The 15,810-nt window shown below is 70.4% G+C and carries 16 protein-coding genes; 6 read left to right on the plus strand and 10 right to left on the minus strand.

Annotated features, from left to right (window positions below):
• Window positions 1–61: 61 nt before the first annotated feature.
• Window positions 62–1,237 (plus strand): acyltransferase family protein, encoded by a 1,176-nt coding sequence (locus ACZBH1_RS00410; protein ID WP_336399065.1) that lies wholly within the window; start codon window positions 62–64, stop codon window positions 1,235–1,237.
• Between the two features lie 12 nt (window positions 1,238–1,249).
• Here the strand turns inward: ACZBH1_RS00410 and ACZBH1_RS00415 are convergent, their stop codons facing one another.
• The gene (locus ACZBH1_RS00415; RefSeq protein ID WP_463645172.1) at window positions 1,250–2,200 is read right to left on the minus strand and encodes a helix-turn-helix transcriptional regulator; all 951 of its coding nucleotides are present in this window, start codon (window positions 2,198–2,200) and stop codon (window positions 1,250–1,252) included.
• Window positions 2,201–2,269: 69 nt separating this feature from the next.
• Here ACZBH1_RS00415 and ACZBH1_RS00420 point away from each other — a divergent pair, with 69 nt between their 5' ends.
• A complete protein-coding gene (locus ACZBH1_RS00420; RefSeq protein WP_336399067.1) occupies window positions 2,270–3,412 on the plus strand; it encodes an epoxide hydrolase family protein in 1,143 nt (380 codons plus the stop codon).
• Window positions 3,413–3,483: 71 nt separating this feature from the next.
• Complete coding sequence (locus ACZBH1_RS00425; RefSeq protein ID WP_336399068.1) at window positions 3,484–4,503, plus strand: isopenicillin N synthase family dioxygenase; 1,020 nt, start codon at window positions 3,484–3,486, stop codon at window positions 4,501–4,503.
• 117 nt (window positions 4,504–4,620) lie between these two features.
• On the opposite strand, the gene rpsO is transcribed toward ACZBH1_RS00425, so the two are convergent.
• Window positions 4,621–4,890: a 30S ribosomal protein S15 gene (gene rpsO, locus ACZBH1_RS00430; RefSeq protein ID WP_039401864.1), complete on the minus strand. Its 270-nt coding sequence runs from the start codon at window positions 4,888–4,890 to the stop codon at window positions 4,621–4,623.
• A 177-nt stretch (window positions 4,891–5,067) separates the two neighbouring features.
• On the opposite strand from rpsO, the gene ACZBH1_RS00435 reads away from it, so the two are divergent.
• Entirely contained in the window at window positions 5,068–6,381 is a 1,314-nt protein-coding gene (locus tag ACZBH1_RS00435) for an MFS transporter (protein WP_336399069.1), read from the plus strand.
• Between the two features lie 84 nt (window positions 6,382–6,465).
• Window positions 6,466–7,401, plus strand: coding sequence for a DMT family transporter (locus ACZBH1_RS00440; RefSeq protein WP_378884754.1), 936 nt, complete (start codon window positions 6,466–6,468; stop codon window positions 7,399–7,401).
• Window positions 7,402–7,483: 82 nt separating this feature from the next.
• On the opposite strand, the gene ACZBH1_RS00445 is transcribed toward ACZBH1_RS00440, so the two are convergent.
• From ACZBH1_RS00445 to ACZBH1_RS00455, 3 genes are all read right to left on the minus strand, one after another.
• Window positions 7,484–8,047 (minus strand): YceI family protein, encoded by a 564-nt coding sequence (locus ACZBH1_RS00445; protein ID WP_378884751.1) that lies wholly within the window; start codon window positions 8,045–8,047, stop codon window positions 7,484–7,486.
• A 164-nt stretch (window positions 8,048–8,211) separates the two neighbouring features.
• Window positions 8,212–8,580, minus strand: a complete 369-nt coding sequence (locus ACZBH1_RS00450; protein WP_336399071.1) for an FKBP-type peptidyl-prolyl cis-trans isomerase — start codon at window positions 8,578–8,580, stop codon at window positions 8,212–8,214.
• Window positions 8,581–8,750: 170 nt separating this feature from the next.
• Window positions 8,751–9,980, minus strand: coding sequence for a PrsW family intramembrane metalloprotease (locus ACZBH1_RS00455; protein WP_452324931.1), 1,230 nt, complete (start codon window positions 9,978–9,980; stop codon window positions 8,751–8,753).
• 85 nt (window positions 9,981–10,065) lie between these two features.
• Between ACZBH1_RS00455 and ACZBH1_RS00460 the strand changes: the two genes are divergently transcribed.
• Complete coding sequence (locus ACZBH1_RS00460; protein WP_336399073.1) at window positions 10,066–10,929, plus strand: fumarylacetoacetate hydrolase family protein; 864 nt, start codon at window positions 10,066–10,068, stop codon at window positions 10,927–10,929.
• 71 nt (window positions 10,930–11,000) lie between these two features.
• On the opposite strand, the gene ACZBH1_RS00465 is transcribed toward ACZBH1_RS00460, so the two are convergent.
• From ACZBH1_RS00465 to ACZBH1_RS00485, 5 genes are all read right to left on the minus strand, one after another.
• A complete protein-coding gene (locus ACZBH1_RS00465) occupies window positions 11,001–11,477 on the minus strand; it encodes a DUF4190 domain-containing protein (protein WP_336399074.1) in 477 nt (158 codons plus the stop codon).
• Window positions 11,478–11,538: 61 nt separating this feature from the next.
• Window positions 11,539–13,023 (minus strand): aspartate ammonia-lyase, encoded by a 1,485-nt coding sequence (locus ACZBH1_RS00470; protein ID WP_378884741.1) that lies wholly within the window; start codon window positions 13,021–13,023, stop codon window positions 11,539–11,541.
• 146 nt (window positions 13,024–13,169) lie between these two features.
• On the minus strand, window positions 13,170–14,075 hold the full coding sequence (locus tag ACZBH1_RS00475; RefSeq protein WP_463645173.1) for a phosphodiesterase: 906 nt from the start codon (window positions 14,073–14,075) through the stop codon (window positions 13,170–13,172).
• 44 nt (window positions 14,076–14,119) lie between these two features.
• A complete protein-coding gene (locus ACZBH1_RS00480) occupies window positions 14,120–14,449 on the minus strand; it encodes a peptidase (protein ID WP_463645174.1) in 330 nt (109 codons plus the stop codon).
• Entirely contained in the window at window positions 14,446–15,756 is a 1,311-nt protein-coding gene (locus ACZBH1_RS00485) for an inorganic phosphate transporter (RefSeq protein ID WP_336399078.1), read from the minus strand. Before ACZBH1_RS00485 ends, ACZBH1_RS00480 begins: the two co-directional genes overlap by 4 nt.
• Window positions 15,757–15,810: the final 54 nt, after the last annotated feature.

Below are 15,810 nucleotides of genomic sequence, written 5' to 3' on the forward strand. Positions count from 1 at the left end.
GCGGCATCCGTCGCGTCGTCACCTCACGGATAGTCTGGTTGGGCCCGCGCGAGAGGTGACGATGACCGGCAGCAGCAGCCCACCCACGGCGACCACGCCGACGGGGTCGATCCCCCGGCAGAAGCGGCGCACGCCGTTCTGGGACAACGCGCGATTCGCGTGCATCGTGCTCGTGGTGCTCGGCCACGCGGTGCAGCGCCTGACATACGACTCCGACATCGCGCTGAGCCTGTACCTGCTGATCTACGCGTTCCACATGCCGGCGTTCGCCATCATCTCGGGGTACTTCTCGAAGTCCGACGCCCCGACCCGCCGGCAGATGGCCCGGGTCATCACCGACATCCTCGTGCCGTACGTGGTGTTCGAAGGCCTGTGGACGCTCACGAAGTGGCTCGTCGAGGGGCAGGCCAACCCCAACCTCACTCAGCCGTCGTGGACCCTGTGGTTCCTGCTCGCGCTCGGCATCTTCCGCGTGGTCCTCCCCTATCTCGCGCTGCTGCGCTGGCCGCTCGTGTGGACGGTCGTGATCTCGATCGGTGCGGGCTACCTGCCCAACATCGACTCGACGTTCTCGCTGTCGCGCACTCTGGGACTGCTGCCCTTCTTCACGCTCGGATGGTGGCTGCGCGAGCACGACGTCGTCGCGCGCCTGCGCCTGCTCGACCGTCGCCCCTGGTGGGTGTTCGCGGGCGGACTGGGCCTGTTCGTGCTCGCGGCGTGGGCGGCGTGGTTCTTCGTCGACCAGTGGCGCGAGATGAATCTGCGGGAGTGGCTGTTCTACGACGAGAACTACGCGGCGATCGGCGGCACCCAGTGGTGGGCCGGCGGCGGGCGGCTCGCGCTCATGATCATCGCCGTGCTGCTGTCGGCAGCCTTCTTCGCCCTGGTTCCCCGTGACACCCACTGGTGGACGCACTTCGGCCAGTACACGATGTACGTCTACCTGCTGCACTCGTTCGTGCTCTACCCGTTCCGCGAGAGCGGGGTGCTGCGCAACGCCGAGCCGACGTGGCTATGGCTGCCGCTGGTGATCGTCATGTCGGTGGTCATCGCGCTGGGCCTGGCCACCAGACCCGTCCGCAGGCTGTTCCGCCCGCTGATCGAGCCGCGGCCCGCGTGGCTGTTCGCCGATCGGACGCTCGCAGGCCGGGAGGGACGGCGGAGCGACCCCACGGGTTCGCGTCGGCCGCGCGAACAGCCCAGGACGCCGCGGGCGGATCCGCGCCAGAACGGCTGAGCCGCGCCGCGGTCACCCTGCGGCGCGCAGGTACCGCTCGCCGAGGCGGCGGAGGTGCGGCACCAGCTCGGCGGGCGCGTCGACGGTGAAGTCCATGCCGAGCATGCCGATGTAGGCCGCGATCGTCTCGAGGCTGTCGGCGCCGGTGACCAGGACCGAGGCGGTGGCGTCCACGGCCTCGACGACGCCGACGGTGGGGTTGATGCGTGCGACAACGGCCTCGGCGGGCGCGGCGATCCGGAGGCGCGCGTGGACGTTCCATCCGCCCGCGGCGATCGAGCGGAGCGCGAACGCGGTGAAGTCCCCTCCCGGAACGGGCACCGGCTCGAAGACGCGGCGGGTGGGCATCCTCGGCTCGATCCAGTCCAGCCGGAACGTCTCCCACTCGGCGCTGTCCGGATCGCGCGCCACGAGGTACCAGCGACGCTGCCAGCTGAGGAGCCGGTACGGCTCGACGCGGCGCGGGACCCCGCGGTCGTCGAACCGCAGCCACTCCCGCCCGTGCACGGCCTGCGCGACCGCTCTCAGCACGTGCGGATCGACCTCCGGATCGGGGGCATCCGTCGCGACGTCCTCGGGTCCGCTGTCGACCGTGGCGGCGACCGCGTCGACGGTCGGACGCAACCGCTCGGGCAGCACCTGAAGCAGCTTCGCCAGAGCCCTCGCCCCGGCTTCGTCCACTCCCGCGATCCCGCGCGCCACCCGGAGGCCGATGGCGACGGCGACGGCCTCCTCGTCGTCCAGCAGCAGCGGCGGCAGCTTGCCGCCCGCGGCCAAGCGGTACGAGCCGGCGCGGCCGCGCTCGGCCTCGACAGGATACCCGAGCGATCGGAGGCGCCCCACGTCGTTGCGGACCGTGCGGACCGACACGTCCAGCCGGGCCGCCAACTCGGGTCCCGGCCAGCGCGGGCGGCTCTGCAGCAGCGCGAGGAGCGCGAGCATGCGGGCGGACGTCGCGGCCATGGATCTCGATTCGAAAAGGCCCGGATAACAGGAAGGAAGCGTACCTGATTCGACCGTAACGTCGGAGACATGAACACCGCAACCACTTCCCCCGCCGGCATCCGCCCCTTCCGCATCGACGTGCCGCAGGCAGCTCTCGACGACCTGAACGGGCGGCTCGCGCGCACCCGTCTCCCGCAGCCGGCGCCCGGCGACGACTGGGAAGCCGGCACCCCCAACCACTACCTGTCCGAGGCGGTCGCCCGCTGGCGCGACGGCTTCGACTGGCGCGCGGTCGAGGCGCGGATGAACAAGCTGCCGCACTACACCACCGACATCGACGGGCAGACCATCCACTTCGTCCACGTCCGCTCCCCTCACCCCGACGCGACGCCGCTCCTGCTGGCCCACACCTACCCCGGGTCGTTCGCCGACTACCTCGACGTGATCGGACCGCTCGTCGACCCCGTCGCCCACGGCGGTCGCCCGGAGGACGCCTTCGACGTCGTCGTCCCCGACGCACCCGGCTTCGGGTTCAGCCAGCCCGTGACGGACGCGGGCTGGACCGTCGCCCGCGTCGCCGCGGCGTACGACACCCTCATGCGCCGGCTCGGCTACGACTCCTACGGGATCCACGGCAGCGACAACGGCGCGATGGTGGCCCGCGAGCTCGGGCTGCTCGATCCCGAGGGCTTCCTGGGACTGCACGTGCTGCAGCTGTTCTCCTTCCCCTCCGGCGATCCGGCCGAGTTCGAGAGGCTCGAGCCGCAGGACTACGCCGGGCTCGAGCACATGCAGTGGTTCCAGTCCGTGGGGGCGTACAACACGATGAATGCCGCCCGGCCGCAGACGATCGCCGCGGCGCTGTCGGACTCGCCGGTCGGTCAGCTCGCGTACTCCGAGCTGTTCAACTCCTTCGGCAACGGGACGGCGCTCGTGCCGCTGGACGCGATCCTCACCGAGGTGAGCGTGGCATGGTTCGCCAACGCCTCGGCCGGCATGAGCCGCGCCTATCGCGACAACGCCCTTCTCGAGTCGGAGCCCCGCGTGAGCGGCGCCCGCACCGGCGTCGCGGTCTTCAAGGACGACTTCCAGACGATCAGGGTGTTCGCCGAGCGCGACAACACGAACATCGCGCACTGGAGCCGCTTCGAGCGCGGCGGGCACTATGCGGCGCTAGAGGTGCCCGAGCTCGTCGTCGAGGATCTCCGCACCTTCTTCGCCCGTCCCTGACTGAACACGGGCGGAAGAAACGGGAGGCAACAAAACGGGCGGATGCCGCGGCATCCGCCTAGCCTCGCCTCATGACCGACCTCAACCTGCCGATCCTCGACCTGTCCCGGCTCGACGCGGGTCCGGAGGCCGCCGCGCGGTTCCGCGACGACCTGCGCGCCGCGACCCACGACGTGGGCTTCTTCTACCTCACCGGCACCGGCGTCACGCCCGAGCTGGAGGGTCGGCTGCATCGCGCGGCCCGCGACTTCTTCGCCCTGCCCGAGGCCGACAAGCTCGCGATCGAGAACGTGAACAGCCCGCACTTCCGTGGGTACACGCGCGTCGGCGGCGAGCGCACGCAGGGCGAGGTCGACTGGCGCGAGCAGATCGACATCGGTCCCGAGCGCGACGCGGTCGCCGACCCGGCGGCCCCCGACTTCGCGCGCCTCATCGGCCCGAACCTGTGGCCCGCGGCGCAGCCGGAGCTCCGCGAGGTCGTCTCGGAGTGGCACGACCACCTCTCAGGCGTCGCCCGCAAGCTGCTGCGGGCGTGGGCGCTCTCGCTCGGCGCCCCAGAGACGTACTTCGACGAGCACTTCGGCGAGCCGTCGACGCTCATCAAGATCGTCCGCTATCCGGGCAAGGACGACCCGGCGCCCCAGCAGGGTGTGGGCGCGCACAAGGACTCCGGCGTGCTGACGCTGCTGTGGGTCGAGCCCGGCAAGGGCGGCCTGCAGGTCGAGCGCGACGGACAGTGGGTCGACGCGCCGCCGGTGCCGGGCGCGTTCGTCGTCAACATCGGCGAGCTGCTCGAGTACGCGACGCAGGGCTACCTCATCGCGACGAAGCACCGGGTCATCTCGCCGCGCTACCCCGACGACCGCATCTCGGTGCCGTTCTTCTTCAACCCCGCGCTCGACAAGCGCCTCCCGCTCATCGAGCTGCCTGCTGACCTCGCCGCCCAGGCTCGCGGCGTCACACAGGATCCGGCCAACCCGATCCACGCCCTCTACGGCGAGAACGCCCTCAAGTCTCGCCTGCGGGCGCACCCCGACGTCGCGGGGATCCACCACGCTGATCTCGTCGCCGCCCGCGCCGCGACGGGGTGAGGCATCCGTCCCCCTCCGCAGCGAGGCCGCCGACCGCTCCCGGCAACGATGAAGGCCTCCCCACACCGTGGGGAGGCCTTCTCAAGAATGTTTTGCGCGATTGAACGCTGGCTGCGATTAGCGGCGGAGTCCGAGACGCTCGATCAGCGACCGGTAACGGTTGATGTCGATGTCCTGGAGGTAGCCGAGCAGACGACGGCGCTGACCGACGAGCAGGAACAGCCCACGACGCGAGTGGTGGTCGTGCTTGTGCTCCTTGAGGTGCTCGGTGAGGTCCTTGATGCGCTGCGTCAGCATCGCGACCTGCACCTCGGGGGATCCGGTGTCACCGGGGTGCGTCGCGTACTCTTCGATGATCGCCTTCTTGACGTCTGCATCCAGTGCCATAGGTGATCCCCTCTCTCCTTGTTGCGCGGTGCCCGTCACCCGATGTGCGAGCTCTCTTTCTCCGCGGCCGATCCAACGGCAACCTGAAGAGTCTACCAGCAGCGGGATGCCACGGCGAACCGGACGACGTGCCCGCGCGGGTACGCTCGAACCCGTGCAGCACGCGGGGGTCAGCGAGTGAGCGCGCCCGGAGAGCATCGCAGCCACTTCATCGATCTGCGGCCGTTCCGCGCCAGTCCCGCGTTCACGCGGATGTGGATCGGGTCGACGCTGGCGGGTCTGGGCGGCCAGCTCACGATCGTCGCGATCATGCTCCAGATGTACGACATCACCGGGTCGACGTTCGCCGTCTCGATGATCGCGGTCGCCGGGCTCGTTCCCATGATCGTCGCCGGCATCTACGGCGGCATGCTGGCCGACGCGTTCGACCGCCGCGCCATCGCGCTGCTCGCCGCCTCCGTGACGTTCGCGTCGACCGCCGTGCTGGCCGTCCTCGCGTGGACGGGCATGGAGACGGTCTGGTGGCTGTACGGCTTGAGCATCGTCAACTCCGCGGCGAACTCGATCGTGCTGGCGACCCGCCAGGCGATCGTGCCGCGGCTGCTCCCCCGCGAGCTGCTGCCGGCGGCATCCGCTCTCGGGGGTATCACGGTGGGCATCATGGTGATGGCCGGTCCTGCCCTCGCCGGTGTGCTCGTGGCCCTCACCGGCTACGCGTGGACGTACACCCTCGACGTGGTGCTGATGCTGTCGCTGTTCCTCGGCCTCTGGACGCTGCCCGCGCTCCGCCCCGAGGGCGCGGTCGTCCGGCCCGGCCTCGAGTCGCTCCGCGACGGGTGGCGGTTCCTCAGGCGCGCGTCCAACATCCGCCTCCAGTTCGTCCTCGACATCATCGCGATGACCTTCGGACAGCCGCTGTCACTGTTCCCCGCGATCGGCGCCGTCCTCCTCGGCGGAGGACCGATCACGACGGGGCTGCTCACCGCCGCGATCGCCGCGGGCGCGTTCGCGTCGAGCCTGTTCTCGGGCCGCGTCGGCGGCATCCGACGACAGGGTCTGGGCATCGAGCGGGCGATCCTCGTCTACGGCGGCGCCATCGGCGCGCTCGGGCTCGTGCTCGGCGCGGCCGCCCTCGGCTGGTTCGCCCCGGTGGGCGTCGACGCCGACACCCCGAACCTCGTGCTCATCTCGCTCGCGTGCGTCGTGCTCGCCGTCGCGGGAGCGGCCGACAACATCAGCTCCATCTTCCGCAACACCATGGTGCAGGCGGCGGTGCCCGACGCGATCCGCGGCCGCCTGCAGGGGATCTTCATCGTCGTGGTCGCGGGCGGGCCGCGTCTCGGGGCGCTCTACGCGGGAGTGCTCGCGACGCTCACCGCGCTGTGGTTCCCGCCGCTCCTGGGCGGTCTCGTCATCCTCGCCCTCGTCGCCACGCTCGTGCGGCTCAGCCCCCGCTTCCGCGACTACGACGCCGAGAACCCGGTCCCGTAGCCGAACGGCCGCACTTCGGCGGATTTCGGACGTCGCATCCCGCGACGCGCGCCGCGGGACGCGGGCGGTCGTACCGTGGGCTCCATGGTCACGACGCAGACGGCTCCCCCGGTGCGCGCCACCCCCGCGCCCACGGCGCGGTGGGTCAGCGTGCAGTTCGTGCTCGCGGGAATCGTCTGGGGCTCGAGCTTCCTGTTCATGAAGGTCTCGCTCACCGGCATCTCCCCCGGCCAGGTGGCCTGGACCCGCATCCTGCTGGGGGCGCTGACGCTCGGCGCCCTCGTGCTGCTGCGCCGCGAGCACCTGTCGCGGAGTCTCCGCGTGTGGGGGCACCTGACGGTGCTGGGACTCACGTTCTGCGTGATCCCGTTCCTGCTCTTCTCCTGGGCCCAGCAGCACGTCACGTCGGGTGTGGCGAGCATCTTCAACGCGACCACTCCGATCATGACGGCGATCATGGCGTGGCTGGTGTTCCGGGTCGAGCGCCTCAACGTGCTGCAGGTGCTGGGCATCGGGGTGGGGATCGTGGGAGCGGTCGTCATCATCGCGCCGTGGGAGGGGATCGCCTTCGACGGCAGCCTCGTCGCCGAGCTCGCGATCCTCGGAGCGACGGCCAGCTACGGCTTCAGCCTCGCCTACATGCGGCGCTTCGCATCGAACACCGGGATGTCCGCCCTCGCCTTCACGTTCGGCTACATCGCCATGGCCGGTGTGGTGATGGCGCTGCTGACGCCGTTCCTCGTGCTCACCCCGGTGCGCCTGGACCCGTCCATCGTCGCGAGCCTGCTGATGCTCGGCTGCCTCGGCACGGGCATCGCCTACGTCTGGAGCCAGAACACGGTGCGGGCGTGGGGACCGACCCGCGCCTCGACGGTCACGTACATCACGCCGGTCGTCGGCGTCCTGCTGGGCATCCTGGTGCTCGGCGAGACGATCACCTGGAACGAGCCGGTCGGCGCGCTCGTCATCTTCCTCGGCATCCTGCTCGCCCAGGACCGCCTCCGCCGCCGCACCGCTTGAGCGCGGGGGCGCAGCGCGGCGGACGGACGTGAACGAACGAGAAGCGGATGCCTCGCGCCGAGGCATCCGCTTCTCGAATCGCTCACTCGGGCTGGTGCGCGCCCTGCAGGTCGAGGGTGATGGTGATGTCCTTGCCGACCAGGACGCCGCCGGTCTCCAGTGCGGCGTTCCAGGTGAGGCCGAACTCCTCGCGGTTGACGACGGTCTTCGCCGTCGCGCCGGCCTTGTAGTTGCCCCACGGGTCGACGCCGAAGCCGCCGAAGTCGAACTCGAACGTGACCGGCTTGGTGATGCCGCGGATGGTCAGGTCGCCGTCGACGAGGAAGTCGCCGTTCTCGACGCGTGCGCCGGTGGAGCGGAACTCCATCGTGGGGTGGTTCTCGACATCGAAGAAGTCCGCCGAGCGCAGGTGGTTGTCGCGCCCCTCGTCCTTGGTGTCGACGGAGGCCACGTCGACGCTGGCCACCACGGTCGCCTCGAGCGGGTTCTCGGGAGCCACGAGCGTCGCGCTCTTCATGCCGAAGGTGCCGCGCACCTTGGAGATCATCATGTGACGCACGCTGAAGGTCACTTCGCTGTGCGCGGGGTCGAGCACCCAGGTGCCCGTCTTGTAGCCGGGGATGTCGATGGCGGTGGCGTCGGTCATATCGGTCCTTCGTCGTGGTTCGCGGGAGCGCCCGCTGCTGCGGGTACACGGGGTGGAACGCCGACGAAGGATGGTTCTATTCCCGTGAATAAAAGTTCCCGGTCGCGGAAATGACGGAGGGAGCGGACGCCGCAGCATCCGCTCCCTCCGATCGGGTCGAGACGTCAGCCCACCGAGATGAGGTCGATGACGAAGATCAGCGTCTTGCCGCCGAGGAAGTGGCCGCCGGCGGGACCGTAGGCGAGGTGCGGCGGGATCACGAGCTCGCGGCGACCGCCCTCCTTCATGCCCGGGATGCCGTCCTGCCAGCCCTGGATGAGGCCGCGGAGCGGGAACTGGATGCTCTCGCCGCGGTTCCACGACGAGTCGAACTCCTCGCCGGATTCGTACTCGACGCCCACGTAGTGGACGGTCACGGTGTCGCCGGGCTTCGCCTCGGCGCCCTCGCCCACGACGATGTCGCGGACGACGAGGTCGGCCGGGGCCGGGCCGGCGGGTGCGTCGATCTCGGGCTTGGTGCGGTCGTCAGTCATGACTCCATCCAAGCACGCCTGTCACGGGCGGCGCAGGCGGGTTCACTCCCGGCGTACGCCGGGAGGACGGAAAGACTCAGCGCTCGGTGCCGCGGCGATGCCTGCGTGCCTACCGAGCGCTGAGTTGACCTGATCTCAGCTTGCCGGGGGCCCCGACGCGGTGTCAAGGGCTACGGGGCGAACATGGCCGCCCGTGCCGCGGCGGTCTTGGCCAGCAGATCCCGCTCCTCGGAGGCGGCCAGCGGGTCGCGGCCGGTGATCGCGCGCTGGCGTGTCGCGGCCAGGGCCGTGGCATCCGCTATGAACGTCCTCATCAGCGCCGAGCGGTCGCCGCGCAGGGTGCGCGCCCACGCGAGCGCCGCCTTGCGGCCGGCCGATGTGGCCAGCATGTCGACCTCCTGCGGCGTGAACCACCCCGCAGCGGCGTAGTCGCCCAGCCGACGTCTGGTCAGCCGGGACTCCTCGCGGCGCAGCGCCACGATGCCCAGGATGAACCCGATGAACAGGGGCACCTGCAGGGTCAGGTAGAGGAAGAAGAAGTCGCCGAACATCGCCGAGCCGTTCCAGAACGCGTGCAGCGCGACGGCCCCTGCCAGTCCGATGAGCCACGGGCCGATCGCCTGACCGGTCGACAGCCCGCGGCGCGCCGCGAGGCCCAGCGCGAAGCCCGTCACGCTCGTGAACATCACGTGGGCGAACGGCGAGAGGATCCCGCGCAGGAAGAACGTCGTGGACGTCTCGGCGGGACCGCCTTCGATGAAGCTCACGGCGAAGTACTGGATGTTCTCGGTGAACGCGAAGCCCGCGCCGACGAGCGCGCCGTACACGATCCCGTCGACGGGTCCGTCGAACGCGCGGCGGGCGGTGGCGAAGATGAGGAAGACGCCGATGCCCTTGGCGAGCTCCTCGACCACCGGGGCCTGGACGACGGTGCGCAGCACGTCTCTGGCGGCGGAGTCCGCGTCGCCGAAGGCCACGGTCAGCACGAGGTCCGCGCCGAGCGCGATGCCGACCGCGGCGATCGCCCCCCAGGCCACCGCGAGGATGAGCAGGCCGCGCGGCTCGGGCTCCCAGCGGTCGACGAGGCGGACGGCGAAGAGCACCCCGGCGAGAGGGATCAGCGCGAGCACCATCCCCACGATCGACGCCCCCGGCCCGAGCGCGTTGAGGAAGTAGCCCACCAGCGCGATGAGGACGAGGACGAGGATGCCGACGATCCAGATCGTGGCGGAGCGCCCCCGCCGCGCCACGGCCGGCGCACCGACGGGGACGGGCGAGGGCGACGTGGCCGGAGGCGTGATGGCGGCGGGTGCGGCATGACGGGGCTGCGCGAGCGCGGAGGCGAACTCCGGCGGAGTGAGGGACGGTCGCGGACGGGAGGCGCCGGGGTCGTGCGTCATGCGCACAGCCTATGGCTGCGACCGCGCATCGGACGCGCATCCGGTCGGGACGCGCGCCCGCTCGCCGTATGAGTAGGTTGGGAGGATGCGCTTCGCCCATGTCGTGCCGGCCGAGTCGGGCAGGCCGAGGCTCGCCCTCATCGAGGACGACGAGGCGATCCTCGTGGAGCAGCTCTTCGACGGTGCCCCGCGCACCCTCGAGGAGCTCATCGGAGGCGGCGACGAGCTGCTGTCCCGTGTGCGCGACGGCGCGGGCCGAGGGGCGCGTCATGCTCTCGGAGCGATGGGCTTCGCCTCGGCCGTGCTCGATCCCCCGGTGATCCTGGCCATCGGGCTCAACTACGCGGCGCACTCCAGCGAGCTGGGACTCAAGACCGACTCGACGCCCACCGTCTTCGTGCTCTGGCCGAACTCGCTGGCGGGCCACCAGGGCACCACGATCTGGCCGCGGACGCTCAGCGAGTCCGTCGACTACGAGGCCGAGCTGGGCGTGATCATCGGCACCCCCGCCAAGGACGTCGCCCCCGAGGACGCCCTCGACCACGTGTGGGGCTACACCGTCGTCAACGACATCACCGCGCGCGACATCCAGTACTCCGAGGCCCAGTGGTCGCGCTGCAAGTCGTTCGACGGGTTCACCCCCACCGGCCCCTTCGTGGTCACCGCCGACGAGGTCCCCGACCCGCAGCGCCTCCACATCTGGACGGTGCTCGACGGCAGGACGCTGCAGGATGCCTCCACCGCGCAGATGGTGCGGCCGGTCGCCGCGTTGATCTCGCACCTGTCGACGTCGGCGACCCTGCTGCCGGGAACGCTCATCTCGACCGGAAGCCCGGGCGGCGCCGGTTACTCCCGCGACCCGCAGGTGTTCCTGCGCGACCGCTCCACCGTCACGGTGGGCATCGACGGGATCGGGGCGCTCACGACACACTGCCGCATCATCGGCTGAGGCGTCCGCGCCCGCGCTTCGACGGCGAAGGGCGGGCCCGCCGTTGCGAGCCCGCCCTTCGTCGGATTGCGTCAGTTGCAGGTGATGGTGCCGCCGCCCTGGAGCTCCCACGTGCCGGGTCCGAGCTCTGCGCACGCCGCCGCCATGCCGCCGGCCACGACGGTCACGATGATGATCGTCACGATGATGCCGATGACGATCAGCACCGAAGAGATGATGATCGCGGCCAGCGCCCAGCCGTTCTTGACGCCCGCCTTGCGGCTCTGCACGAGCGCGACGATGCCGAGGATCAGCGCGACGAGCTGGACGAAGAACGACAGGATGAACGCCACGATGCCGAGCGTCTTGCCGGGGACCGGCTGCTGGTCCGCCGGCGCGCCGTAGGCGGCGGGCGGGGCGGAGCTGTACGCCGGCGCCGCGCCGTAGGCGGGCGGAGGCGCGTCGTACGCCGGTGGCGGCGTCGAGGCGGCGGCGGGGGGCGGAGGCGCAGCCGGCTGCGACGCGGGCTGCTGCGGCTCCGGCGCGGCCGGGTTCTGCGGATCGGTCATTTCTCGCCTTTCGTTCGAGTCTCCCTGACGTTATCGACCGGGAGCCGCCCGCGGCAACAGCTCAGCGCGTGTCTGCCGACGCCTGCTCGGCGACGGTGTCCTCGGGCGCCTGCACCAGCGGGATGGCGGCGGTCACCGTCTCGAGACCCGACAGGCGAGCCGGCGAGAGCTGCTTGGTCACCTCGTCGCGTGACATGAGGCCGGCCTCGACGACGAGGTCGGCGACGTTGCGCCCCGTCAGCAGGGCGGCCTTGGCGAGCGCCGCGGCGGCCGCGTACCCGATGAACGGCGTCAGCGCGGTGATGACGCCGACGCTGGATCCCACCATCGCCCCGAGCCGCTCTCTGTTCGCGGTGATGCCGTCGACGCAGTTGACCCGCAGCGTGTACATGGCGCGGCGCATCCAGGTGATCGACTGGAAGATCGAGTGCGCGATCACCGGCTCGAAGGCGTTCAGCTGCAGCTGGCCGCCCTCGACGGCCATCGTGACGGTGAGGTCGGCTCCGGCCACCGCGAAGGCGACCTGGTTGACGACCTCGGGGATGACCGGGTTCACCTTGCCCGGCATGATGCTGGAGCCGGCCTGACGCGCCGGGAGGTTGATCTCGCCGAGTCCTGCCTGGGGTCCCGACGACAGCAGCCGCAGGTCGTTGCAGATCTTCGACAGCTTGATGGCGTTGCGCTTGAGCGACGAGGAGAACGACATGAAGGCGCCGGTGTCGCTGGTGGACTCGACGAGGTCTGTCGCGAGGTCCAGGTCGAGGCCGCTGATCTCGCGCAGATGGCCCAGCACCGCCTGGCTGTACGCGGGATGGGTGGTGATGCCGGTGCCGATGGCCGTCGCGCCCATGTTGATCTCGCAGAGCAGGTACGCGTTCTCCTTGAGACGGCTGTAGTCCTCGCCGAGGGTCGTCGCGAAGCCGTGGAACTCCTGCCCCAGCGTCATCGGCACGGCGTCCTGCAGCTGGGTGCGGCCCACCTTCAGCACGTCGTGGAACTCGACCGCCTTGCTGAGGAACGCCTTGCGCAGGAGATCGAGCTCCTCCAGCAGGGTCAGCAGATCCAGGCCCAGCCCCACCTTGATGGCGGTCGGGTAGACGTCGTTCGTGGACTGGCTGCGGTTGGTGTCGTCGATCGGCGACAGGAAGGCGTAGTCGCCCTTCTCCCGACCGGCGAGCTCGAGCGCGACGTTGGTGATGACCTCGTTCGCGTTCATGTTCGTGGAGGTGCCGGCACCGCCCTGGACGACGCCGACGACGAACTGGTCGTGGTACTGCCCGTCGATCACGAGCTGCGCCGCCTGGTCAATGAGGTCGGCCTTCGACGGATCGAGGACCCCGATCTCCTTGTTCGCACGCGCCGAGGCCTGCTTGACCATGGCGAGGGCCTTCACGAGGTCCTTGTAGACCGAGATCGGCCGCTTGGAGATCGGGAAGTTCTCCAGCGCGCGGGCGGTGTGGATCCCCCAGTACGCATCGGCGGGGATCTCCAGGGATCCCAGGGAATCGGTCTCGGTGCGGGTTCGCATCATTGCGTCCAGAGCCATGTGTGCAGTCCTCGTGGGTCGTTCACAGCGGTGTGGGGGTCGATTCGAGACTACTCGGCGGAGATGCCCGCCCACCTGTACACCGCGTACACCGCGCCCCGGATCTCGATACACCGCGGAGGTACGGCCGCCTCCGAGGCGCCGCCTCACGCTCGTTTGCGGGAGAACTCCTCGAGCCGCTGCTCCGGCGTGAGAAGCGACATCCGCTCGACCCACTCCGCGGAGAACACGTCGGAGGTCGGGGCATCCACGACGGGCACCACCGCGTGCGTGATCGTGTCGTCGTAGACGTGCACGAGGTGGAAGGACTGGCCGGCATCCATCCCGTTGACGTCGACCGCCGCGCGGGCGAGGTTCATCGTGTAGCACGTGGCCGCCGCGACGCTGACGGGGACGCCGGCGAACGTGCCGCTGGTGGAGTAGTGCAGGTGACCGGCGAGGATCGCCCTCACGTCGCTGCCGGCGACCACCTCGGCGAAACGGCCCTGGTCGCGCAGCTCGAGGATGTCGAACAGGGGCACGTGCGACGGCAGCGGCGGGTGATGGAGCGCCAGGATGGTGCCCAGCGGAGCGGGGGCGGCCAGCACGCCGCGGAGCCACTCCAGCTGGGCGGTGTCGAGGTCGCCGTGGTGCCACCCCGGAACGGACGAGTCCAGCGCGACGAGGCGCAGTCCCCCGAGGTCCCAGACGCCGGTGATCGGCTGCTGGCTCTGGTCCTGCCCGAGCAGGGCGCTGCGCATGGCGGGGCGCTCGTCGTGGTTGCCCGCGACCCAGACGACGGGGGCGCCGAGGCGTGCGGCGACCGGCTCGACCGCCTCCCGCAGCGCCTCGTACGCCTCCGGCTCGCCGAGATCGGTCAGGTCGCCGGTGAACACGATGGCGTCGGGACGGATGCCGATGGCCTCGGCCGCCTCGAGGGTCCGGGTGAGATTGGCCGCGGTGTCGAAGCGTCCGCCGAGCGGACGGTTGCCCGCGAGCAGGTGCGTGTCGCTCAGATGCAGGAGCGTGCGGCGCGCAGGGGGGTACTGACCGAACTGGACGGTGGCGACCATGTGCCCACCCTATTGCGCACGCGCGGCGGCATCGTGCCGCGCGCTCAGTGGTTGAAGACGATCAGGAGCAGACCGCCCAGCACGGCTGCGGCGCACACCGCGAAGCACGCGTACGCGCCGACGAGCGCGAGACGCTTCTGCCCGTCGGTGAGGGGGCTGCGCTTGGCCGCCTTCGCCGCCGCCTTCTCGGCGCGGCGGGCCTCCTTCTCGGTGATCACCGTGATGGCGTCGGTGAACTCGACGGGAGCGACCACGGGCGGGCGCCCGGCGCGCACGAGCAGGCGCAGGCCGAGGGCGTAGAAGCCCACCACGAGGACGGCGGCGGTGAGCGCCGCGGCGAACACCTGCACGAAGGCGAACCAGTCGATGGTCATCGCTCGCCTCCTTCCTTCGAGCCCGATGCCGTCGGCTGCGGCGGCGTGGGCGTCCGGGCGGCCTTGGCCGCCTTCTTCGCCGCGGCGGCCGCCGAGGCCGAGCGTCGCGCCTCCTCACGGGCGAGCGCGCGCTGCCGACGGGTCGGCGGCGGGTTCTTCTTGACCTTGACCGCGCGACCGGACTCGGCCACCTCGCTCATGGCGTTGGAGGCGTTGACCTCGTTGCGCCGCGAGCGCAGGAAGATGAGGAGGATCACGGCGGTGGCCAGCACCGCGTCGATGATGATTCCCCAGAACCCCAGCCACGTGACGATGAGCGCGGCGAGCGCGCCGACGCCGCCCGCGGCGGGAAGGGTCAGCACCCAGCCGATCATGATGCGTCCGGCCGTGCGCCAGCGGACCTGCGATCCCCGCCGGCCCAGTCCCGACCCGATGACGGACCCGGAGGCGACCTGAGTGGTCGACAGCGCGAAGCCGAGCGCGCTGGAGGCGAGGATGGTCGATGCCGTCGAGCTCTCGGCGGCGAAGCCCTGGGCCGGCTTGACCTCGGTCAGCCCCTTGCCGAGCGTGCGGATGATGCGCCAGCCGCCCATGTAGGTGCCGAGCGCGATCGTCACGGCGCAGGCGACGATCACCCACCACTCGGGCTCGGGGTGATCCTGCAGGCCCACCGTGATCAGCAGGAGCGTGATGATCCCCATCGTCTTCTGGGCGTCGTTCGTGCCGTGCGCGAGCGCGACGAGCGACGACGTGAAGATCTGACCCACACGGAACCCGTCCCGGCCGTCCGCCTTGCTGTCGTACCGGCGGGTCGCGGCGTAGGCGATCTTGGTCACCGTGAACGCGATGAGCCCTGCCGTCAGCGGGGCGATGATGGCCGGCAGGATCACCTTGGACATCACGACGCCGAAGTCGATGGCGGTGACGCTCACGCCCACGATGGTCGCGCCGATCAGTCCGCCGAAGAGGGCGTGCGACGACGACGACGGGAGCCCGAGCAGCCACGTGAGCATGTTCCAGGTGATCGCGCCGATCAGGCCCGCCAGGATGACGGCAGGGAAGATGGAGGCCGAGATCTCCTCTTCGCGGATGATTCCGCCCGAGATCGTCTTGGCCACTTCCGTCGACAGGAATGCGCCGACGAGGTTGAGCACGGCGGCGAGCAGGACCGCGGTGCGGGGCTTGAGCGCGCCGGTCGCGATCGGAGTCGCCATGGCGTTGGCGGTGTCGTGGAAGCCGTTCGTGAAGTCGAAGAACAGCGCCAGTGCGATCACCAGCACGGCGGTGATGAGGGTTGCGGTTTCCACCGTTCGCTTTCGGTGAGGGAGTGAGGGAATGGTGCCGACGGGATCGGCGTGACG

The organism is Microbacterium sp. ZXT2-5 (assembly GCF_055329545.1).